21 protein-coding genes are annotated in these 21,428 nt (G+C 67.8%); 9 read left to right on the top strand and 12 right to left on the bottom strand.

Translation table 11 applies throughout. The features are described from left to right. The first annotated feature begins 40 nt into the window (after positions 1-40). Together DIE17_RS20045 and DIE17_RS20040 are read left to right on the top strand one after the other, a co-directional pair. A complete protein-coding gene (locus tag DIE17_RS20045) occupies positions 41-859 on the top strand; it encodes a fucose-binding lectin II (RefSeq protein WP_044845440.1) in 819 nt (272 codons plus the stop codon). A gap of 202 nt (positions 860-1,061) precedes the next feature. Beyond that, the gene (locus DIE17_RS20040) at positions 1,062-1,802 is read left to right on the top strand and encodes a fucose-binding lectin II (protein ID WP_124487079.1); all 741 of its coding nucleotides are present in this window, start codon (positions 1,062-1,064) and stop codon (positions 1,800-1,802) included. Positions 1,803-1,987: 185 nt separating this feature from the next. On the opposite strand, the gene DIE17_RS20035 is transcribed toward DIE17_RS20040, so the two are convergent. Next, entirely contained in the window at positions 1,988-3,358 is a 1,371-nt protein-coding gene (locus DIE17_RS20035) for a M23 family metallopeptidase (RefSeq protein ID WP_124487147.1), read from the bottom strand. A 324-nt stretch (positions 3,359-3,682) separates the two neighbouring features. Between DIE17_RS20035 and DIE17_RS20030 the strand changes: the two genes are divergently transcribed. Next, positions 3,683-4,558, top strand: a complete 876-nt coding sequence (locus DIE17_RS20030; protein WP_124487080.1) for a mechanosensitive ion channel family protein — start codon at positions 3,683-3,685, stop codon at positions 4,556-4,558. A gap of 54 nt (positions 4,559-4,612) precedes the next feature. Here the strand turns inward: DIE17_RS20030 and DIE17_RS20025 are convergent, their stop codons facing one another. Beyond that, positions 4,613-5,758, bottom strand: a complete 1,146-nt coding sequence (locus DIE17_RS20025) for a branched-chain amino acid ABC transporter substrate-binding protein (RefSeq protein WP_124487081.1) — start codon at positions 5,756-5,758, stop codon at positions 4,613-4,615. A gap of 70 nt (positions 5,759-5,828) precedes the next feature. Continuing rightward, positions 5,829-6,866 carry a histone deacetylase family protein gene (locus DIE17_RS20020; RefSeq protein WP_124487082.1) on the bottom strand — a complete coding sequence of 346 codons (1,038 nt, stop codon included), beginning with the start codon at positions 6,864-6,866 and terminating at the stop codon, positions 5,829-5,831. Positions 6,867-6,992: 126 nt separating this feature from the next. Between DIE17_RS20020 and DIE17_RS20015 the strand changes: the two genes are divergently transcribed. The 5 genes from DIE17_RS20015 to dbpA all read left to right on the top strand — a co-directional run bounded on the left by DIE17_RS20015 (position 6,993) and on the right by dbpA (position 12,076). Then, positions 6,993-7,481, top strand: coding sequence for an Lrp/AsnC family transcriptional regulator (locus DIE17_RS20015; RefSeq protein WP_124487083.1), 489 nt, complete (start codon positions 6,993-6,995; stop codon positions 7,479-7,481). 61 nt (positions 7,482-7,542) lie between these two features. After that, complete coding sequence (locus tag DIE17_RS20010) at positions 7,543-7,872, top strand: hypothetical protein (RefSeq protein ID WP_124487084.1); 330 nt, start codon at positions 7,543-7,545, stop codon at positions 7,870-7,872. Between the two features lie 537 nt (positions 7,873-8,409). Next, entirely contained in the window at positions 8,410-10,053 is a 1,644-nt protein-coding gene (gene mqo, locus DIE17_RS20005; protein ID WP_124487085.1) for a malate dehydrogenase (quinone), read from the top strand. A 431-nt stretch (positions 10,054-10,484) separates the two neighbouring features. Then, positions 10,485-10,682, top strand: a complete 198-nt coding sequence (locus DIE17_RS20000; protein WP_044845448.1) for a hypothetical protein — start codon at positions 10,485-10,487, stop codon at positions 10,680-10,682. Next, the gene (dbpA, locus tag DIE17_RS19995; RefSeq protein ID WP_044845449.1) at positions 10,679-12,076 is read left to right on the top strand and encodes an ATP-dependent RNA helicase DbpA; all 1,398 of its coding nucleotides are present in this window, start codon (positions 10,679-10,681) and stop codon (positions 12,074-12,076) included. Before DIE17_RS20000 ends, dbpA begins: the two co-directional genes overlap by 4 nt. Before the next feature lie 29 nt (positions 12,077-12,105). On the opposite strand, the gene DIE17_RS19990 is transcribed toward dbpA, so the two are convergent. After that, complete coding sequence (locus DIE17_RS19990) at positions 12,106-12,990, bottom strand: LysR substrate-binding domain-containing protein (protein WP_124487086.1); 885 nt, start codon at positions 12,988-12,990, stop codon at positions 12,106-12,108. A gap of 121 nt (positions 12,991-13,111) precedes the next feature. Here DIE17_RS19990 and hndA point away from each other — a divergent pair, with 121 nt between their 5' ends. Next, positions 13,112-14,062, top strand: a complete 951-nt coding sequence (hndA, locus tag DIE17_RS19985; RefSeq protein WP_124487087.1) for a 2-hydroxy-1-naphthoic acid nonoxidative decarboxylase — start codon at positions 13,112-13,114, stop codon at positions 14,060-14,062. Between the two features lie 84 nt (positions 14,063-14,146). On the opposite strand, the gene DIE17_RS19980 is transcribed toward hndA, so the two are convergent. The 8 genes from DIE17_RS19980 to DIE17_RS19945 form a co-directional block, all read right to left on the bottom strand. Continuing rightward, on the bottom strand, positions 14,147-15,049 hold the full coding sequence (locus DIE17_RS19980) for a transporter (protein WP_124487088.1): 903 nt from the start codon (positions 15,047-15,049) through the stop codon (positions 14,147-14,149). A gap of 67 nt (positions 15,050-15,116) precedes the next feature. Further along, on the bottom strand, positions 15,117-15,938 hold the full coding sequence (locus DIE17_RS19975; protein WP_124487089.1) for an alpha/beta fold hydrolase: 822 nt from the start codon (positions 15,936-15,938) through the stop codon (positions 15,117-15,119). A 37-nt stretch (positions 15,939-15,975) separates the two neighbouring features. After that, the gene (locus DIE17_RS19970; RefSeq protein ID WP_257129466.1) at positions 15,976-16,170 is read right to left on the bottom strand and encodes a 2-hydroxymuconate tautomerase; all 195 of its coding nucleotides are present in this window, start codon (positions 16,168-16,170) and stop codon (positions 15,976-15,978) included. A 24-nt stretch (positions 16,171-16,194) separates the two neighbouring features. Beyond that, positions 16,195-16,983, bottom strand: coding sequence for a 2-oxo-3-hexenedioate decarboxylase (gene dmpH, locus DIE17_RS19965; protein ID WP_124487090.1), 789 nt, complete (start codon positions 16,981-16,983; stop codon positions 16,195-16,197). Next, positions 16,980-18,026 carry a 4-hydroxy-2-oxovalerate aldolase gene (dmpG, locus tag DIE17_RS19960; RefSeq protein WP_124487091.1) on the bottom strand — a complete coding sequence of 349 codons (1,047 nt, stop codon included), beginning with the start codon at positions 18,024-18,026 and terminating at the stop codon, positions 16,980-16,982. Before dmpG ends, dmpH begins: the two co-directional genes overlap by 4 nt. A 44-nt stretch (positions 18,027-18,070) precedes the next feature. Further along, complete coding sequence (locus DIE17_RS19955; RefSeq protein ID WP_124487092.1) at positions 18,071-18,991, bottom strand: acetaldehyde dehydrogenase (acetylating); 921 nt, start codon at positions 18,989-18,991, stop codon at positions 18,071-18,073. A gap of 41 nt (positions 18,992-19,032) precedes the next feature. Beyond that, a complete protein-coding gene (gene dmpE / locus DIE17_RS19950; protein ID WP_124487093.1) occupies positions 19,033-19,815 on the bottom strand; it encodes a 2-oxopent-4-enoate hydratase in 783 nt (260 codons plus the stop codon). Between the two features lie 28 nt (positions 19,816-19,843). Continuing rightward, the gene (locus tag DIE17_RS19945; protein WP_124487094.1) at positions 19,844-21,355 is read right to left on the bottom strand and encodes a 2-hydroxymuconic semialdehyde dehydrogenase; all 1,512 of its coding nucleotides are present in this window, start codon (positions 21,353-21,355) and stop codon (positions 19,844-19,846) included. Positions 21,356-21,428 lie beyond the last annotated feature (73 nt).

Genomic DNA, 21,428 nt, shown 5'->3' with positions numbered 1-21,428 from the left:
AGCCCCCCAATCCAGAACAGCGTTATCACAGGAGACTTCCATGCCGCTTCTTTCGGCTTCGATCAACAGCGCACCCGTCGTCACGTCCGAGACGTACGTCGACATCCCCGGCCTGCATATCGACATCGCCAAGGCAGAGATTCGCGACGGGAAACTGCAGGTCATCCTCAACGTGCCGACGCCGTACGCGACCGGCAACAATTTCCCCGGCATCTATTTCGCGATCGCGACCGACAAAGGCGTCGTCGCGGACGGCTGCTTCACCTATTCGTCGAAGGTGCCCGAAAGCACTGGGCGCATGCCGTTCACGCTCGTCGCGACGATCGACGTCGGGAGCGGCGTCACGTTCGTGAAAGGGCAGTGGAAAAGCGTGCGCGGCAGCGCGATGCATATCGATTCGTACGCGAGCATTTCCGCGATCGGTGACACGGCCGCGCAATCGTCGTCGCAAGGCGGCGGGAATCAGGGCACCGAAACCGGCGGCGGTGCCGGCAACATCGGCGGCGGCGGCGAACGCGACGGCACGTTCAACCTGCCGCCGAACATCAAGTTCGGCGTGACCGCACTCACCAACGCGGCGAACGACCAGACGATCGACATCTACATCGACGACAACCCGAAACCGGCCGCCACGTTCAAGGGCGCGGGCGTGCAGGACCAGAACCTCGGCACGAAAGTGCTCGACTCCGGCAAGGGGCGCGTACGCGTGATCGTGACGGCGAACGGCAAGCCGTCGCGCATCGGCTCGCGGCAAATCGATCTCTTCAAGAAGTCGTACTTCGGAATCGTCGGCTCGGAAGACGGCACCGACGACGACTACAACGACGGCATCGTGTTCCTGAACTGGCCGCTGGGCTGAACCCGGCGATGCGCGGCGCGGCAACGCGTGCGCGCCGCCGTCGAAGCCGCAATGGCGACGGGGCCAACCGCCCCGGCCACCCGTTGTGAAGCGATTCATTCGAGCAGTCATTTGCAGTCCCACGCCGCGCTCCGCGCGAGACGACGGCGAGATCCGCTCACCGGCCGCGCGATGCGAGACATTCCATCAAGACGAGGAAGACATGTCACAACCGTTTACCCATGACGATCTCTACGCCCTGCTGCAACTTGCCGGCAACGATGCAACCGCCGTGCAATCGAACGGCGATCAGGCCGTGCTCGACCGGATGCGTCAGTTCATGACCGCGCAGCTCGTGGAGAAGCTGCCGCAATACGATGTGTTCGTCGACATCGCAACGATCCCGTACAGCTTCGATGTCGGCAGCTGGCAGAACAAGGTGAAGGCCGATGCGGCCGGGCAGGTGATCGCCTGCACGGTGACGTGGGCCGGCGCACCCGGCGTGCTGCCCGGCGCGGCGGCGAAGTTCGGCGTCGGTGCGGTGGTCAATTACTTCTCGAAGGCGACGCCGCAACCGCAACCCACGCAGCCGGACACCACGACGACCGGCGGCGGCGAACGCGACGGCATCTTCAACCTGCCGCCGAACATTGCATTCGGCGTGACGGCGCTCGTCAATTCGTCCGCGCAGCAGACGATCGAAGTCTTCGTCGACGACAACCCGAAACCGGCCGCAACGTTCCAGGGCGCCGGCACGCAGGACGCGAACCTGAACACGCAGATCGTGAACTCGGGCAAGGGGAAGGTGCGCGTGGTCGTGACGGCGAACGGCAAGCCGTCGAAGATCGGTTCGCGCCAGGTCGACATCTTCAAGAAGACCTATTTCGGGCTGGTCGGCTCCGAAGACGGTACGGACGGCGACTACAACGACGGCATCGCGATCCTGAACTGGCCGCTGGGTTGACGGGCTGACCGTCAAACGGAAGGCAAGCGCCGGGCGCCGATTCGCCAGGCGCTTGCCTTTATTGCTTCCGATGCCCGCCGGGAACATCGCATACGGGCATGACGAGCACCAGATGGATAGCCTGAAACATGACGTGGTCGCGCCTGCACACGGTACGCCGGGCGAGCACGCGCGACGTCGCGACATCAGCCGTCACGCCGGGCGCCACGTTGTGACGTCGCGAGCGGCGACGTCAAGCTGGCCGCGGCCAACTGCGTGCGCGCGGCGTAGGCCACGCGGTTGAACGCGACACGCTGCTCGCCCTTCAGTTTCGCTGCCTTCGCCGCCTGCACGAGGCCGATCGGATCGACAAGACGGCCGTGTCGCCGGACCTCGAAGTGCAGATGCGGGCCGGTCGCGGTCCCGGTACTGCCGACCGCGCCCACCCGTTGACCTCGGGCGACCCGCGCACCGGTTCGCAGCGTGGGCTCGAACGCCGACAAGTGCGCGTAGTACGACGCATAGCCACCGTCATGACGGATCACCACATACTTGCCGTAACCGCGCGGCTCGGTGCCGATGAACGTCACGACGCCGCGCTCGGAGGCATGGACGGCGCGCCCTGTCGGCGCGGCGAGATCGACGCCCGAATGCACGTGGCGCGCGCCGGTCACCGGATGCACGCGCGCGCCGAAGCGCGAACTGGTGCGAGTCGACCGGACCGGCATCGCGAACCGGGTGCCGTCGAACGGCATGCCGTCGAGATCGTAGTAGGCGCCCGGCACCCCCGCTCCGGGGGCGAACCACACGGCCGCGACGCGCCGGCCGCGAAAGCGGATGTCGAGCGCCGTCACGCGCACGCCGTCCGGCAGTGCCGCATCGTCATCGGATTCGAATGCGACACGGAAGGTGTCGCCGGTCGCGCCGTGCAGCTTCGGGTCGATACGACCGGCCAACATGCGCGTCAGCTGCGCCACGACACCGTCGGGCAATTCGGCGCGCGCCAGCGACGCATGCAGGCTGCCGGTGATCGCACCGGCCCGCGCGCCGCTCTCCCGCTCCGCGAGCACGAACGGTTGCGCGGACGCCAGCTCGACCCGACGCGATGCGAATGCCGAAGGCGTGCCGATCGCGGGAAGATGCGATGCAAAACCATAATCGAAACGCCCTGCGTAACCCCGCTCGATCGCACCCCGTGCCGCATCGCAAAGGACAACGTACGGCGCACAGGCGCCGGCACGCACGACGAACATGCCGGGATAGGCCTCCGCACGCACACGCACCGCCTGCGCATCCGCCACGATGCGCGGAACCACCGTCGACGCAAGCAAGCCGCCCCAGACGGTGCGGGCGGAATTGAAGAAAGGCACGTCGACAAGGTCGGCCGCTTGCGCCGCCACGGGCGCGGACGGCACGGCACCGGAGGATGCCAGCGCCATCGCGCCCTGTGTGCCGGCAAGCCACGCCGCCGCGATGACACCGCGCAGCAGCGCGCGGCGAACGGGAAAGCGGATGGCGCCGCGTTGCGCGGATCGACCTTGTTCGCGTGCGAGACGTAAACACAGGTCGAACCGCATCGCGTCGTCACTCGCTATCCATGAAAATTTGAAATGAACCGGGTATCGCGGAGGAAAGAGCGTCGCGATCCGGTAGCCTGGAGGCGAGTGTACTGGCGCGACCAACATCGCCGAATAGGACCAATCCGATTTGTTCAGAAGTTGTCTTAGTACATGAACGAAAGACAAAAGTCGCCGTAAAAATGCGCGGGATGCGCCCCTTCGGTCGCGTGACACCCCGCATGGCTGTACAGTCGAGGGTTGCCCGCGCACGCGCGCATGCCCGCCGGGCCACGGCGGGTGCGCCGCCCGTCGCGCCTTCTGTCCTCAACCCGGAATCCCGTCATGTTTCTCGATCATCTTCATCCGGAACGCTGGACGTTCCTGTGGAACGCGTTGTCCACGCTGTCGCTCAGGCTCTGCGCCGCCCTCGCGCTGCTCGTTGCGGGCTGGTGGCTGTCGAAACGCATCGGCAACTGGCTGAGCCGGCTGCTCGCGAACAAGGAGCGCGTCGACGACACGCTGCGGCCGATCCTCTGCGACGTCGCCGTGTGGGGCATCCGCATCGTCGCGATCGTCGGCGCGCTGTCGCAGCTGGGCATCGAAACCGCGAGCATCGTCGCGGTGCTCGGCGCGGCCGGCCTCGCGATCGGGCTCGCACTGCAGGGCACGATGCAGAACATCGCGGCCGGCATCATGCTGTTGCTGCTGCGGCCGTTCAAGGTGGGCGACTACATCGACGGCGGCTCGAGCGTCGCGGGGACGGTGGACGAAGTCGGCCTCTTCATGACGCGGCTGACGAAGCCGGACGGCATCTGCGAATACGTGCCGAACAGCGCGCTGTGGGGCAGCGCGATCCGCAATTACACGCGCAATCCGACGCGCCGTCTCGATCTCGAGGTGGAAGTGTCGGTGCACGACGACATCGATCGCGCGCTCGACGCGCTACGCGCGCTGGCCGAAGCCGATCCCGACGTGCTGACGGAACCGGCACCGGACGTGATGGTGATGCGCTTCGACGACAGCACGGCGATCGCGAACATGCGCGTGTGGACGCACACCGACAAGTTCTGGGCGATGCGCTGGCGCCTCGCGCGCCAGGTGCGCAAGACGCTCGCCGATGCGGACTGCGCGTTGCCGATCCGCACGCGCGAACTGCACATCGTGCATGACGCCGAACAGCAGCGCCGGGCCGACCCGCGCCGCGTACAGGCGTCGTAAGACGTCGGGGCGCACGACCGCGCATGGCGCGCTGCGCCGTGCGCCCCGCTCGCATCACATCCTGACGATATCGAGCAGCGCCTTCCTGCCGCTCTTGTAAGTGAATACCGAGATCGCACCGTGCTTCAGGTCGCCCTGCGGCGTGAAGCTCGTTTCGCCGATCACGCCGCGATAGTCGGTCGCCGGCATCGCGGCGAGCACCTTCGCCGGGTCCGTCGAGTTCGCGCGCTTCATCGCGTCGACGATGATGTACACCGCGTCGTACGAGAACGGCGCGTACACCTGCATCGGCTGGCGATAGCGCGCCTCGTAACGTTTCACGAACGCCGCGCCGCCCGGCATCTTCTCGAGCGCGATGCCGGCTTCCGAGCACACGACGTTGTCCGATGCCGGACCCGCGAGCTTCGGCAGGTCGGTCGAGCACACGCCGTCGCCGGCGAGGATCTTCGCGCGCATGCCGAGCTGGCGTGCCTGCTTCGCGAGCGGACCGCCCGTCGCGTCCATCCCGCCGTACATGATCGCGTCGGGGTTCTCGCCCTTGATCTTCGTGAGGATCGCGCGGAAGTCGATCGCCTTGTCGTTGGTCGCATCGCGCGAGACGATCTTCATCCCGGCCGCTTTCGCCGCCTTTTCGAATTCGGTCGCGAGGCCCTGCCCGTACGCGGTCGAATCGTCGACCACGGCGACCGTCCTGATGCCCAGGTGCTTCGCCGCGTACATCGCGAGCGCGGGCCCTTGCTGCGCATCGGTCGCGACGACGCGATAGGTCGTCTTGAAGCCCTGCTGCGTGTAGGTCGGGTTGGTCGCGGCCTGCGAGATCTGCACGACGCCGCCGTCGCGATAGACGCGCGATGCGGGAATCGACGTACCCGAGTTGTGATGGCCGACGACGCCGACCACCTTGTCGTCGACGAGCCGCTGCGCGACCTGCGTCGCGGTGCGCGGGTCGCCCGCGTCGTCCTGCGCGTCGAGCTGCAGCGTGACCTTCCTGCCGCCGATCGCGAGCCCCTTCGCGTTGATTTCCTCGACCGCGAGCCGCGCGCCGTTCTCGCTGTCCTTGCCGAGGTGCGCAATCGCGCCAGTCAGCGGCGCGACGTGCCCGATGCGCACGATCTCGTCCGCGTGCGCGGACAGCGTGAATAGTGCACACGCCAGCGCGACCGCGCATGCCGCCTTGTTCCGATGCCGATTCCGATTCATGTTCGTCTCCTTCCTTGTCGCTGTTGGTTCGTGATTCGTACCATCGTCGATTGCAGGCAAAGCGATGCGCTCACGCGCGCCCTTCGAAGCCGAGCAGCACGTTCACCGCGTTGATACCGATTTCCTCGACCATGTAGCCGCCTTCCATCACGAACAGCGTCGGCAGGTTCAGGCGCGCGAGCGCGGCGCCGATCCGCAGGTAGTCGGGCGAGCGCAGCTTGAAATGGCTGATCGGATCGTGCTCGAACGTGTCGACGCCGAGCGACACGACGAGCAGGTCGGGCGCGTGCTTCGCGATCGCCGCAGTGGCCTGGCCGAGCGCCGCCGAGTAGGTGTCCCACTGCGTGCCCTTCGGCAGCGGCAGGTTCAGGTTGAAGCCTTCGCCCGCGCCCGCGCCGCGCTCGTCGGCATGGCCCGAGAAGTACGGATACGACACCGCCGGCTCGCCGTGCAGCGACGCGAACAACACGTCCGAACGCTCGTAGAAGATGTCTTGCGTGCCGTTGCCATGATGGAAGTCGACGTCCAGCACCGCGACGCGCGCCGCACCGCTCGCGATGCCGTGCTGCGCGGCGATCGCCGCGTTGTTCAGGTAGCAGTAGCCGCCCATGTACTCGCGGCCCGCATGGTGGCCGGGCGGACGGCACAGCGCGAACGCCGCGCGCGCGCTGCCGTTCGCCAGCAGGTCGGCGCCGGTGAGCGCCGAGTTCGCGCTCGCGCTCACCGCGTCCCACGTGCCGGCGTTGATCGGCGCACCGGCATCCATCGCGAAGAAGCCGAGCTTGCCGTCGATGAAGTCGGGCAGCGTCGCCGCCGACGGCATCGCGCGCACCGGCCACACGAGCGGCAGCGCCTGGCAGGTGCGGCCGGTCGCGGCCCATTCGTCCCATGCGCCGGCGAGAAAGTCGACATAGCGCGCGCTGTGCGCGCCGGCATAGCTCGAGCGGTCGAACGCGCGCGGCGCGATCACGTCGCCGAGGCCGGCCGCGCGGACCTGCGCGAGCACCGTTTCGGCACGAAGGGGGTTCTCGAACGAATCGGTGATCGCGCCGTCCTTCAGTTCGACGCCGCGGTGCAGATGGTGATCGCTGCTGTAGACCGTGAGCATGGTTGACCGTTGCAGTGAAAGGCTGTGAGGGGTGGCAACAGTCTATTGAGGCCAGCCGGCAATAACTTTGCTTTTCAACTCTTCGTTTCGTACAATTTTGAGAAAACCGTCTACGGAGACCCTGAAATGAGCAAAAATCGCGCTTCGGTGGAGCTGGACGGTGTCGATCGCGCGATGCTGCGCCTGCTGCAGGAAGACGGCGCGCTGTCCAACGCGACGCTCGGCGAACGGTTGGCGCTGAGCGTCACGCCGTGCTGGCGGCGGCGCAAGCGGCTAGAAGACGAAGGCGTGATCACCGGCTACCAGGCGAACCTCGACCGCCGCGCGCTCGGCATGAACGTGTTCGCGTTTGTGCAGGTCACGTTCAACATGCATTCGGACCAGGATTCGGATCACTTCGAGGACGTGATGCGGCGTCACGACGAAGTGACGTCGTGCCACAAGATCACCGGCGCGGCCGACTACATCCTGCAGGTCGTCGCCGCCGATCTCGACACGTATGCGGAATTCGTCGAACGCGTGCTGAGAAAGCAGGCCGGCGTGTCGTCGATCCAGTCGAGCCTCGCGCTGCGCGAGGTCAAGTTCTCGTCGCGCGTGCCGGTGCCGGACGCGTGATCGATCAAGCGCCCGTGCACGGGCATCCGCTGTCGACCTTCATCCCATGGAGCGCTACCGCATGAAACATTGCATTCCTTCCGCGCCGCTTGCCGCCGCGATCGCTCTCGCGTTTGCATTGGGCGCGTGCGCGACGCAACCGCCTGCCCCGCTTCCGCCCAATGTCGCCGGGCAGGACACGCAAGGCGCGCAGACCGCCCAGGCTACCGAAGCCGCCCCGCCGATGGTCGGCGGCGATCGCGACGCGCACGGCTGCATCGGCTCGGCCGGTTATGCCTGGTGCGACACGACCCGACAATGCGAGCGCCCGTGGGAACTTGCGAAGGCGCATGGCTTCGCGAACTCGGCGCAGGGATACGAGCAGTTCTGCCGGAACGGCGCAGCGAAGTGAAGTAATGCGATGTGACCGGGTCGCGATGCAACGTCGCGCCCCGATGAAGTGCAAGCGCGATGCGCGCCATGCCCGTCGCGCGCGTTTCGCCCCGCTGATCCCGCCGTTTTTCCCGTTCCGCGCACCGTCATTCCGGAAACCCGGACACACAAAAAACCCCACGAAATCAGGGATATTCCGCGCGAGCGACACGGCAATCGAGTTCGGTTATATTACGCGCCCCTTGCCATCCCGCCCCGCGGAACGCATTGCGCGCGGCCGCTTTCGACGCGGTCTGAAACGCCTTCCGGCGAGGCCCGCAGCAAGGGCCTGCGCGCCCGTCGCACGACTGCGAAGCAGCCGATTGCACGCGTACATGAAGCCGATCCGAAGGTGTCCTTCGCAACGGCTTCGCGTGCGCAAATGCAACGGTGAACGCGGTCGGTCCGGAATTCCGGATTCGCGATCCGGATCTCCGGATGCGCGATCCGGTTGCGAATCCGCATCGGCCGGGCGGCATGGCAAACCGATGCATCCAAGTTGAAAAAGGGATCTGCTGTGATCAAAACGTTACGGGTAATACTGTCGGCGCTCGCGCTGTGCGTCGCGACGTCGTCCGCGCATGCCGCCGATACGAAGAAGGTCGACGTCCTGCTGGTGGGCGGCGGCATCATGAGCTCGACGCTCGGCGTGTGGCTGCACGAGCTGCAGCCCGACTGGTCGATGACGATGGTCGAGCGCCTCGACGGCGTCGCACTGGAAAGCTCGAACGGCTGGAACAACGCGGGCACCGGCCACTCGGCGCTCGCCGAGCTGAACTACACGCCGGAGAAGGCGGACGGCAAGATCGACATCTCGAAGGCGATCGAGATCAACGAGTCGTTCCAGATCTCGCGCCAGTTCTGGGCCTGGCAGGTCCGGCAGGGCGTGCTGAAGAACCCGCACTCGTTCATCAACTCGACGCCGCACATGAGCTTCGTGTGGGGCGACGACAACGTCCGCTTCCTGAAGAAGCGCTACGACGCGCTGCAGGCGAGCCCGCTGTTCCGCGGCATGCAGTATTCGGAAGACTACGACCAGATCAAGCAGTGGGTGCCGCTGATGATGGAAGGCCGCGACCGCAACCAGAAGGTCGCGGCAACGTGGACGCCGATCGGCACCGACGTGAACTTCGGCGAGATCACGCGCCAGTTCGTCGGCTACCTGAAGACGCAGCCGAACTTCACGCTGTCGCTGTCGAGCGAAGTGCGCGAGATCTCGCGCAACGCGGACGGCACGTGGCACGTGTCGTGGGTCAAGCTGCATTCGGATGAACCGCCGCAGGCCGTCGACGCGAAGTTCGTGTTCATCGGCGCGGGCGGCGGTGCGCTGCACCTGCTGCAGGCGTCGGGCATCCCCGAGGCGAAGGACTACGGCGCGTTTCCCGTGGGCGGCTCGTTCCTCGTGACCGACAACCCCGAGGTCGTGAAGCGCCACCTCGCGAAGGCGTACGGCAAGGCGTCGGTCGGCTCGCCGCCGATGTCGGTGCCGCACCTCGACACGCGCATCATCGACGGCAAGAAGATCATCCTGTTCGGGCCGTTCGCGACGTTCTCGACCAAGTTCCTGAAGAACGGGTCGTACTTCGACCTCGCGAAGAGCACCAACCTGCACAACGTCGCGCCGATGATGCGCGTGGGCGTCGACGAATTCCCGCTCGTCGAGTATCTCGCCGGCCAGCTGATGCTGTCCGACGACGACCGCTTCAACGCGCTGAAGGAATACTTCCCGGACGCGAAGAAGGAAGACTGGCGCCTGTGGCAGGCCGGCCAGCGCGTGCAGATCATCAAGCGCGACCCGAAGAAGGGCGGCGTGCTGAAGCTCGGCACCGAGATCGTCAGCTCGCAGGACGGCAGCATCGCGGGCCTGCTCGGCGCATCGCCGGGCGCGTCGACGGCCGCGCCGATCATGCTGAGCCTGATGCAGAAGGTGTTCAAGGACAAGGTCGCGACGCCCGAGTGGCAGCAGAAGCTCCGCCAGATCGTGCCGAGCTACGGCACGAAGCTGAACGACAGCCCGGCGAAGGTCGTCGAGGAATGGACCTATACGAGCGGCGTGCTGCAGCTGTCGCCGCCGCCGAAGATCGACCTGACGGCGCCGTCGCAGGCGACGGGCACGGCTCCGGCGCGTCCCGCGAAGGCGGCGGCCGACATGGCGCTGTAACGCGTCCGGTCCCGTTTCGCCGCATCGCACGGCCGCCCTTCGGGGCGGCCGTTTTTCATCGCGAATGCGGACGGCGCAGCGTGCTGCGTCCTGCGTAGGCTTCACCGGCTGCCATACCGCCGACCACACCACGGCCGATCGCCCGCTGCCGGGGCCGTCCGCCACCGGTCGTCCGCCACCGGCCCTCCGCCGCCAGCCGACCCGCTGCCGATGACCCCGCTGCGGGCCGCGCGGGGCCGGTCGCCCCAGCCACCGTCCCGCATCCGCTAGAATTGCGGGCACGCGCGACACCGTCGCCACCGATCCACCATCCGCATCGACGCGGTCCACGCGACCGCCGGTGCGGCCCGCGCCCGAGCCGCGCGAGCGCCGCACTTCGTTGCCGCGCCCGCCCGGGCGCGCCACCAACCGAATTCAGCTGGAGAAAGACCGTGTTTACTTGCCGAAACCAGAGCTGCGGCACGCAGTGGGAAACGTCCGACGTCGTCATCAAGGACGAAGGCCAGGGGCTGCTGTTCCGCTGCCCGCTGTGCGGCGCGCGCAACTATCTCGAACGCTTCGAGGACGATGAAGGCAACGTCGCCTACGAACAGATGGAAGGCAAGCCTTACCTCGGAGACCTCGAATGACCCAGCCGACCGCCACGCCCTTCAGCGCGCTGCCGCTGACGCCCGCCACGCTCGCGAACCTCGCGCAGCTCGGCTATGTCGACATGACGCCGATCCAGGCCGCGAGCCTGCCGATCGCGCTGGCCGGCCAGGACCTGATCGCGCAGGCGAAGACGGGCAGCGGCAAGACCGCCGCGTTCTCGCTCGCGCTGCTGGCGCGCCTCGACGCGCGCCGCTTCGACGTGCAGGCGATGATCCTGTGCCCGACCCGCGAGCTCGCCGACCAGGTCGCGCAGGAAGTGCGCCGCCTCGCGCGCGCCGAGGAAAACGTGAAGGTGCTGACGCTGTGCGGCGGCACGCCGATGCGCCCGCAGGCGCAGAGCCTCGAGCACGGCGCGCACATCGTCGTCGGCACGCCGGGCCGCATCATGGATCACCTCGACCGCGGCAACCTGAAGCTCGACGCGCTGAACACGCTCGTGCTCGACGAAGCTGACCGGATGCTCGACATGGGCTTCTTCGACGACATCGCGAAAGTCGCGCGCATGTGCCCGACGACGCGCCAGACGCTGCTGTTCTCGGCGACCTACCCGGACGGCATCGCGAAGCTGAGCCAGCAGTTCCTGCGCAATCCGAAGGAAGTGAAGCTAGAGGAGCGCCACGATGACAGCAAGATCCGCCAGCGCTTCTACGAAGTGACGGAAACCGAGCGGCTGCACGCGGTCGGCCAGTTGCTGAACCACTACCGGCCGGTGAGCACGATCGCGTTCTGCAACACCAAGCAGCAATGCCGCGACCTGCTCGACGTGCTGCACGCGCAGGGCTTCCACGCGCTCGCGCTGCACGGCGAGCTCGAACAGCGCGAGCGCGACCAGGTGCTGATCCAGTTCGCGAACCGCAGCTGCTCGGTGCTGGTCGCGACCGACGTGGCCGCGCGCGGGCTCGACATCGCGCAGCTCGAGGCCGTGATCAACGTCGACGTGACGCCCGACCCCGAAGTGCACGTGCACCGCATCGGCCGCACCGGCCGCGCGGACCAGGAAGGCTGGGCGCTGAGCCTCGCCAGCATGGACGAGATGGGCCGCGTCGGCGCGATCGAGCAGGCGCAGAAGCGCGACGTCGAATGGCATCCGCTCGCGGAACTGAAGCCGGCCGGCAACGACACGCTGCTGCCGCCGATGGAAACGCTGCAGATCCTCGGCGGACGCAAGGACAAGATCCGCCCGGGCGACGTGCTCGGCGCGCTGACCGGCGACGCGGGGTTCGACGGCAAGCAGATCGGCAAGATCAACGTGACCGAGTTCTCGACCTATGTCGCGGTCGAGCGCGGCGTCGCGCGCGACGCGCTGCGCAAGCTCAATGCGGGGAAGATCAAGGGCAAGCGGGTCAAGGTCCGGTTGATGGACGAAGAGTGACGCGGTGACGCCGGCGCGCGCCGCGACGCTCATGCGGCGCGCCCGCCCAGCATCGCCAGATACTGCCGTACCGCGCCCCATTCCCCGCCGCTGCGGCTGAGCGCGACGAGTTCGGACCCCGGCACGCTGCCGGCGAGTTTCCGGTACACGATGTTCGGCGCCGCGATCCGGCTGAGCGGCGCCGGCACCAGCGCCACGCCGAGACCGGCGCCCGTCAGCGCCAGCACCGACAGCGTGCTGCTCACCTTGTGCGCGATGTGCGGCGTCTTGCCGAGCACCCGCCGCAGGATCGCCAGCTGCCCTTCGTCGTCGCCGTCGGCGGCATAGAAAATGAACGGTTCGTCCGCGAGCGCCGCGACGCTCACCGAGCGCCGCTTCGCGAGCGCATGCCGGTCGCTCATCATCACGTCCCACGCCCAGCTGCCGATCGTGCGCACGGCCAGCTTCGGATCGAACGCCGTGCCGAAGGCCGGGCAATAGCCGATGTCGAGCCGGCCCGCCAGGATCGCGTCCTGCTGCGCGGCCGGCGCCATTTCGTGCAGGTCGAGCGCCACTTCCGGCCACGCCGCGTGAAACGCGCTCAGGTCGTCGGACAGCCGCCCCGTCGCGACCGCATTGCCGACGAAGCCGATCCGCACCATGCCCGTCTCGCCGCGCGCCGCGCGCTGCACGACCGTCTTCGCGCGCGCGGCCTGCTCGAGCGTGTGCCGCGCTTCGGCCACGAGCAAGCGGCCCGCGTCGGTCAGCAGCACCTTGCGGGTGCTGCGCTCGAACAGCGTCGCGCCGAGTTCCTCCTCGAGCGCGCGGATCTGCGCGCTCAACGCGGGCTGCACGATATGGAGCCGCTCCGCCGCGCGGCCGAAATGCCCTTCTTCGGCAACCGCGAGAAAGTAGCGCAAATGGCGAAGGTCCATACGGTCGATTGATCACCCGAAACGATTAATCTCGAAATTTAATCTATTGGAATGAAAAATCAAGCGCGCGCATCCTGATGGTGATCCGCTGCGTCGCAGCCCACCTGCAAGGAGCCCCGTCGTGTCCGACCGCAACCGCATCGATGTTCACCAGCATGTCGTCCCGCCGTTCTGGGCCGCAGCCCTCCCGTCGCACGGCGGCGATCCGTCCGGCTGGGGCAGCCCGACCTGGAGCCCGGAAGCCGCGCTTGCGTTCATGGACTCGCTGGAGATCCAGACCGGCGTGCTGTCGCTGACGGCGCCCGGCGTGCAGGGCTGGAACGGCCAGGCCAAGCGCGACATGGCGCGCCAGGTCAACGAATACGTGGCCGGCCTCGTCGCGCAACGGCCGACCCGCTTCGGCAACTTCGCGACGCTGCCGCTGCCCGACGTCGACGGCACGCTCGCCGAGATCGATCACGCGTTCGACACGCTGAAGGCCGACGGCGTCGTGCTGCTCAGCAACTACGGCGGCACCTATCTCGGCGATGCGGCATTCGACGCCGTGTGGGCCGCGCTGGATCGCCGCCACGCGGTGGTGTTCATTCATCCGGCCAAGCCCGCGATCGACGTGCTGCCCGGCATGCCCGGCCCGCTGCTCGACTACCCGTTCGATACGACGCGCACCGCGCTGCAGCTCGTGCTCAACGGCGTGATCGCGCGCTACCCGAACGTGAGCATCATCCTGTCGCACGCCGGCGGCTTCCTGCCGTACACCGCGTACCGCTTTGCCGAACTCGCGCCGGGCGTGCGCAACGACGCGCCGGATCGCGACGGGCTGCTCGACCTGCTGCGCACGTTCTACTTCGACACCGCGCTGTCGTCGCCGTCCGCGCTGCCGAGCCTCACCGCGTTCGCGCAACCGGATCGCGTGCTGTACGGCAGCGACTTCCCGTATGCGCCGCCGGCCGTCGGCACGTCGTTCACCGCGGCGCAGGACGCGTATGCCGCGCTGGGCGCCGACCGGCACGCCGCGCTCAATCGCGCGAACGCGCTGCCGCTGTTCCCGCGCCTCGCCGCACTCGCGCGATAACGCGCGACGCAGTGCCGCGTGACGCCCCATCGCGGCGGCGTCACGCGCGCAACCGCCCGCGGCCGTCCGCGCCGCGCGGCACCGTCAGAACGGAATGACGGCCTTCGCCCAAACGGCCTCGCCGGCCGGACGGTTGCGCACGAAGAATTCCTTCACGACGCGCGCTTCCAGGCTGACCTTGCCGAACTGGTAACGGACACCGGGGCCGATCGCGAACGTCTGTCCGCGAAAGCCGTCGCCCGCGACCGGCTGGCCGTTCTGCATGTCGTCGGTGGTCTGCTTGACGAAGTAGCCCGACAGCCCGACGCGCGCCTTCGGCGTGACCGCGTAGCTCGCCGAGTAATCGATGTGGAACAGGTTGCCCGAGTGGTAATGGGTGTCGTTGTTCGGCGAGTTGAAGCTGTACGTGATCTTCGCGGACACCTCGACCTTGTCGTTCGGCAGCCACGTCACGCCGAACACCGGCCGCGCGGTGTAGTAGTTCTTGCCGGTGTTCAGCGCCGCACGCATGTCGTACTGGCCGGTCGGGAACACGAATTCGATCGCCGCGACGGTGCGCAACGCGCCCGATCCCCACGCGATCAGCGCGGGGCTGACGATCAGGTCGCCGAGATTGGTGCGGTCGAACGACGCGCCGCCCGCATCCAGCGCCAGATGCTCCATCGGCAGCACCGCATACGCACCGTAGCGCCCGCCGAGCACCGACAGGTTCGACATCCACACGACGCGCGGAATCAGCACGTCGGCATCGAGCTTGAAACCGGGCACCGAACCGTTGCCGTGCGAATCGTTGAAGCGCGATGCATGGTAGTGCGTGTAGTACAGCAGCGCGTACAGCCCGGCCGGCGGCAGCGCGCCGGCGAAGAACGCTTCCGCGCCCTCGCCGATCGTGTCGCCGCCGCCCTCCGTTGCAAACGCGCCGGTGCTCAGCGCCATGCCCGCGCACGCGGCGAGCGAAACCAGTCCGAATGCAGCCTTTCGTTTCATCGATGTCTCCAATATTCGTTCTACTGAATTGATTTTTTATGGTCGTCCCGCGCGCCGCCCCCGCCGGCTATTCGTTGAAGTGCTCGATCACGAGCCGGTTGAAGCGCGCCGCGTGCTCGATCTGCGTCCAGTGTCCGCAGCGGCCGAACACGTGCAGCTGCGCATTCGGCAGCAGTTCCAGCAGCCGCGTCGAGCTGTCGAGCGGAATCACGCGGTCCTCGCGGCCGTGCACGATCAGCGTCTCGTGCGGCAGCGTGCGCAGTTTCGCCTCGTCGCTCGCGAGCGCATCGACCCAGCGCTGACGCGGCGCGGGAAACATGTTCGCGAACGCCTCCTGGTAGCCGGGCCGCACGCTCGCGGCGTAGCGCAGCTTCGCGAGCTCGTCGTTCACGAGCGTGCGATCGAACGCGAAGATGTCCAGCAGGCCGCGCATGTTCCCGATCGACGGCGTATAGCCCCACACGGCGTCGAGCCCTTCGGTGAGCGTGAAGCGCGTGCCGGCCGCGCCCATCAGCACGAGCCGGCCGACCCGTTCGGGCGCGCGGATCGCCAGCGCGAGCGCGAGCGCGCCGCCGAACGAGTTGCCGATCACGTGCGCGCGCTCGACGTCGAGCGCATCGAGCAGGCCGAGTGCGTGGTCGACCCAGTGGTCCATCGAATACACGTAATCGCGCGGCCGCTCGGTTTCGCCGAAGCCGGCCATGTCCGGCGCGATCACGCGAAACCGCGCGGCAAGCGCGGGCATCGTGAGCCGCCAGTTCGCATAGGCCGTGACGCCCGGCCCCGAGCCGTGGATCAGCAGCACCGGCGGCCCGTCGCCGAGGTCGTGATAGTTGGTGTCGAGACCGGCCGCGACGATCCGGCGGCCCAGTTCGGGATTGCTTGACATGATGCTTCTCCAGTCGGTTTCGATGGCGCGCGGCGCGTCAGCGCCCGCGTTTCTTCGCGCTCTGCCCGCCGATCCCGAAATGCGCCTTCGGCATCTCGGTGATGATCACGCGCACCGATTCGAGCGGTGCGTCGAGCGAGCGATGGATGGCTTCGGTGACTTCCGCGATCAGACGTTCCTTCTTGTCGTCGTCGCGGCCTTCCAGGATGTACAGATGAGCTACCGGCACGATGGCCTCCCGTTGCGTTCGGAACGTTCAGATGAAGCGCAGGCCGACCGAGCCGATGTCCTGCACGCGCAGCGTCACGTTGTCGCCGGCCGCGACGGCCACCGCCTCCGTGATGCCGCCCGACAGGATCAGGCTGCCCGCCGGGATCGATTCGCCGCGCGCGCCGAGATGGTTCGCGAGCATCGCGATCGCCGCGGCCGGATGCCCGAGCACGGCCGCGCCGGCGCCGAATGCGACCGGCAGCCCGTTCTTCTCGAGCACGATGCCGAGCGTGCGCAGGTCGACGCCGTCCACCGGCAGCGGGCGGCCGCCCGCGACGAAGCGCGCGGCCGACGTGTTGTCGGCCACCACGCTCTTCAGGTCGAACTTGAAATCGCGGTAGCGGCTGTCGATCACCTCGATCCCGGCGACGACGAAATCGGTCGCGGCGAGCACCGCGCCGACGTGGCAGCCGGGCCCCTTCAGTTCCGCCTTCGTCACGAACGCGATTTCCGGCTCGACCTTCGGATGGATCAGTGCGGACGTGTCGCACTCGCCGCCGTCGGGCAGGTCGTAGACGTCGGTGAGGAAACCGAACACGGGCGTGTCGACGCCCATCTGCCGCATCTTCGCGTGCGACGTCAGGCCGGCCTTGTAGCCGACGATCCGCGCGCCGCGCGCGAGCTGCCGGCGGCGGATCGCATCCTGCACCGCGTAGGCGTCGTCCCAGTCCATCTCCGGATGACGATCGGTGATCTTCGGCGTGTCGCATGCTTCACGCGTGCAGTCGTCGAGATGCGCGGCGAGCGCCTCGATCGTGTCGGTCGACAGGTTCATGCGGCCTCCCGCTTCGCTTGCGCCGCGCGCGCCTTCGCGAGCGTCAGCGCGGTGTCCTCGATCATGTCCTCCTGGCCGCCGACCATCCCGCGCCGGCCGAGCTCGACGAGGATGTCGCGCGCCGGAATCCCGTATTTGTCGCCCGCCCGCTTCGCGAACAGCAGGAACGACCCGTACACGCCCGCATAGCCGAGCGTCAGCGCGTCGCGGTCGATCCGGATCGGGAAATCCATCATCGGCACGACGAGATCCTCGGCGACGTCCTGGATCTTCCACACGTCGACGCCGGTTTCGATGCCCATCCGCTCGCACACGGCGACGAACACTTCGAGCGGCGTGTTGCCGGCGCCGGCGCCGAGCCCCGCCGCCGCGCCGTCGATCCGGTTCGCGCCGGCCTCGATCGCGGCGATCGAGTTCGCGACGCCCATCGCGAGGTTGTGGTGACCGTGAAAGCCCAGCTCCGTGTCGGGCTGCAGCGCGTCGCGCACCGCGCCGAGGCGCGCCTTCACGTCGTCGGGCAGCATGTAGCCCGCCGAGTCGGTGATGTAGATGCAGTTCGCGCCGTACGACTCCATCAGCTTCGCCTGCTTCACCAGCCCGTCCGGGCTGTTCATGTGGCTCATCATCAGGAAGCCGACGGTATCCATGTCGAGCTTGCGCGCCATCGCGATGTGCTGCTCGGAGACGTCCGCCTCGGTGCAGTGCGTCGCGACGCGGATCGTATGCACGCCGAGCGCGTGCGCTTCCTTCAGATGGTCGACGGTGCCGATGCCCGGCAGCAGCAGCGCCGACACCTTCGCGCGCTTCAGCAGCGGGATGACCGCGCCAAGGTATTCCGCGTCGGTATGCGCGGGAAAGCCGTAGTTCACCGACGAGCCGCCGAGGCCGTCGCCGTGCGTGACTTCGATCAGCGGCACGCCGGCCGCGTCGAGCCCGCTCGCGATCGAGCGCATCTGGTCGAGCGTCATCTGGTGACGCTTCGGGTGCATGCCGTCACGCAGCGTCATGTCGTGGACGGTGATTCGCTTGCCTTTGAGATTCATTTCCGTTCCTTTTCGTCCGGTCGTGGAAGTCGCGTCCGCGGGCATCAGGCCGCCTGCGCGGCCGATGCCAGCGTGAGGCGGCCGGCCAGCAGTTCCTCGGCGAACATTTCGGCGGTGCGCGCGGCGGCGGCCGTCATGATGTCGAGGTTGCCCGCGTATTTCGGCAGGTAGTCGCCGAGGCCTTCGACCTCGAGATAGACCGACACGCGATTGCCGTCGAACACCGGCCCGTTGACGAGCCGGTAGCCGGGCACGTAGCGCTGCACGTCGGCGATCATCGCGTGCACCGATTCGACGATGCGCGCTTCTTCGGGCGCGCTCTCCGTCAGGCAGTGCACGGTGTCGCGCATGATCAGCGGCGGGTCGGCCGGGTTGATCACGATGATCGCCTTGCCCGCCTTCGCGCCGCCGACCTGCGCGACCGCCGCGGCCGTCGTGCGCGTGAATTCGTCGATGTTCTTGCGCGTGCCGGGGCCGACCGAGCGCGACGACACGGTCGCGACGATCTCGCCGTACGCGACCGGCTGCACGCGCGAGATCGCGCGCACCATCGGGATCGTCGCCTGGCCGCCGCAGGTGACCATGTTGACGTTCATCTCGCCGGAGCCGATGTGGTCCTTCAGGTTGACCGGCGGCACGCAGTACGGACCGATCGCGGCCGGCGTCAGGTCGATCATCAGCACGCCGAGCGCATTGAGCTTGCGGCTGTTCTCCGCGTGGACGTACGCGCTCGTCGCATCGAACGCGATCTGCACGCCGTCCGCCTGCACGTGCGGCAGCAGGCCGTCGACGCCGTCCGCGGTGGTCTTGAGGCCGAGTTCGCGCGCGCGTTTCAGGCCGTCGGAATCGGGATCGATGCCGACCATCCACACGGGTTCGAGCACGGGGCTGCGCATCAGCTTGGCGAGCAGGTCGGTGCCGATGTTGCCGGGACCGATCAGCGCGCAACGGATCTTTCGGGTCATGGGGAATGCCTCGTTAGCGTGGAAAGGAGAACGGGCGGCGCTCACGCGAACCGCACCGAACACGCGCCGATCCCGCCGATCGACACGCGGAAGTTGTCGCCGCGCGCGGCCGGCGCCATCGCGGCGAGCGCGCCGGACAGGATCACTTCGCCGGCCTTCAGCGAAATGCCGAGGCGGCCGAGCGTGTTGGCGAGCCACGCGACCGCGTTCACCGGCGAGCCGAGCGCGGCCGCGCCGGCACCGGTGCCGATCACGTCGCCGTTCTTCTCGAGCACCATCCCGCAGGTCGACAGGTCGACGCTGCGCGTGCTCACGGCCTTGTCGCCGAGCACGAACACGCCGCACGACGCGTTGTCGGCGACCGTGTCGCCGATGCGGATCTTCCAGTCGCGAATGCGCGAATCGACGATCTCGAAGCACGGCATCACGCATTCGGTCGCCGCCAGCACCATCGCGTTCGTCACGCCGGGGCCGAGCAGGTCGCGCTTCAGCACGAACGCGATCTCGCCTTCGGCCTTCGGCTGGATCAGCGTGTCGAGCGCGATGCACTCGCCGTCGCCATACACCATGCCCGACAGCAGGTAGCCGAAGTCGGGCTGGTACACGCCGAGCATGTCCATCACCGCCTTCGACGTGACGCCGATCTTCTTGCCGATCACGGTCTCGCCCGCGTCGAGGCGGCGCTGCACGAAGCGCTGCTGGATGCGGTACGCGTCGTCGACCGACAGGTCCTCGTGCTGCGACGTCAGCGGCGCGATCGGTTCGCGCGACGTCATCGCGTCGTACAGCCGGTCGCCCAGCGTGGTAATCAACGTGGAGTCCATAAGAGTGTTCCGGTCAGTAACGGTTGGGTCAGAGCTTCACGCAGACGTTGCGCAGCTCCGTGTAGAACTCGAGCGAATGCACGCCGCCCTCGCGGCCGATGCCCGATTGCTTCGCGCCGCCGAACGCGGTGCGCAGGTCGCGCAGGAACCACGAATTGACCCACGCGATGCCGACGTCGATCGACGCCGCGACGCGATGCGCGCGCGACAGGCTGGTCGTCCAGATCGCGGTCGACAGCCCGTACGCATTCGCGTTCGCGCGGCCGATCACTTCGGCTTCCGAATCGAACGGCATCACGAGCGTGCACGGCCCGAAGATCTCGTCGCGCGCGATCGGCGAATCGTCGCCGAGGCCGGTCCAGATCGTCGGCTGCACCCACGCGCCGCCGCGCAGGTCGTCGGGCATGTCGGGCACGCCGCCGCCCGTCACGATCGTCGCGCCGAGTTCGGCCGCCTTGCGGTAGTACGACAGCACCTTGTCGCGATGCTCCTGGCTGATCAGCGGGCCGAGGCCGGTCGACGCCGCTTCCGGGCGGCCGGGTTGCAACCGCTCGGCGCCGGCCTTCAGCGCCGCGACGAAGCGCTCGAACAGCGGACGCTCGACGTACACGCGCTCGGTACCGAGGCAAACCTGCCCCGCGTTCGCGAAGCACGAGCGCAACGTGCCTTCGACGGCCGCGTCGAAGTCGCAGTCGGCGAACACGATCGCCGCGTTCTTGCCGCCCATCTCGAGACTGACGGGCCGCGCGCCGTCGGCCGCCGCCTTCATGATGGCCGCGCCGGTGCGCGTCTCGCCGGTGAACGTGATCGCGTTCACGCCCGGATGGGTCGTCAGGAATTCGCCGGCCGAAGCCGGCCCGAAGCCGTGCACGACGTTGTAGACGCCGCGCGGCACGCCCGCCGCGTTCATCACTTCGCCGAGCAGCGCGGCCGTCTGCGGCGTCTCCTCCGACGGCTTCACGACCACCGTGTTGCCGCACGCGAGCGCGGGCCCGACCTTCCACGTCATCAGCAGCAGCGGCAGGTTCCACGGGCAGATCACGCCGACCACGCCGACCGGCCGGCGGATCGCGTAGTTGAGCGCGCCCGCGCCGTCCGGCGTCGCCATCTCGAAGGTTTCGCCGGGCACGTTCTTCACGACGTCGGCGAATACCTTGAAGTTCGCGGCGCCGCGCGGAATGTCGATATGGCTCGCGAGGCTCACCGGCTTGCCGGTGTCGGCCACTTCCGCTTCGAGGAAATCGTCGAAGCGGCGCGTGATGCCGTCGGCCACCGCATACAGCAGCTCGACGCGCTGCGCGACCGTCAGCCCGCCCCACGGGCCGGCCAGCGCCGCGCGGGCGGCCTGCACCGCCGCGTCGACGTCGGCACGGCTCGCTTCGGCCACGCGCGCGATCACCGCGTTGTCGAGCGGCGAGCGCTTGTCGAACCAGCGCTTGCCCGCGCGATAGTCGCCGTCGATGAAGTTGTGGACGCGCCGCGGTTCCGGCTGCCCGCCGGCGGGGCCGCGTTTCGCGGCGTTGGGTTCGGTGTCGTACATGATGGAGTTACCGATAGTCGTGAATCCGTGATCCGTGGGTTCGTGAAGCGTGTCAGCGTGCGATGTCGTGCCG

The sequence above is a fragment of the Burkholderia sp. Bp9099 genome (assembly GCF_003857805.1).
Lineage (GTDB): Bacteria > Pseudomonadota > Gammaproteobacteria > Burkholderiales > Burkholderiaceae > Burkholderia.
Note: the sequence above shows the minus strand (reverse complement) of the source record. Positions and strands in the feature narration are given on the sequence as shown.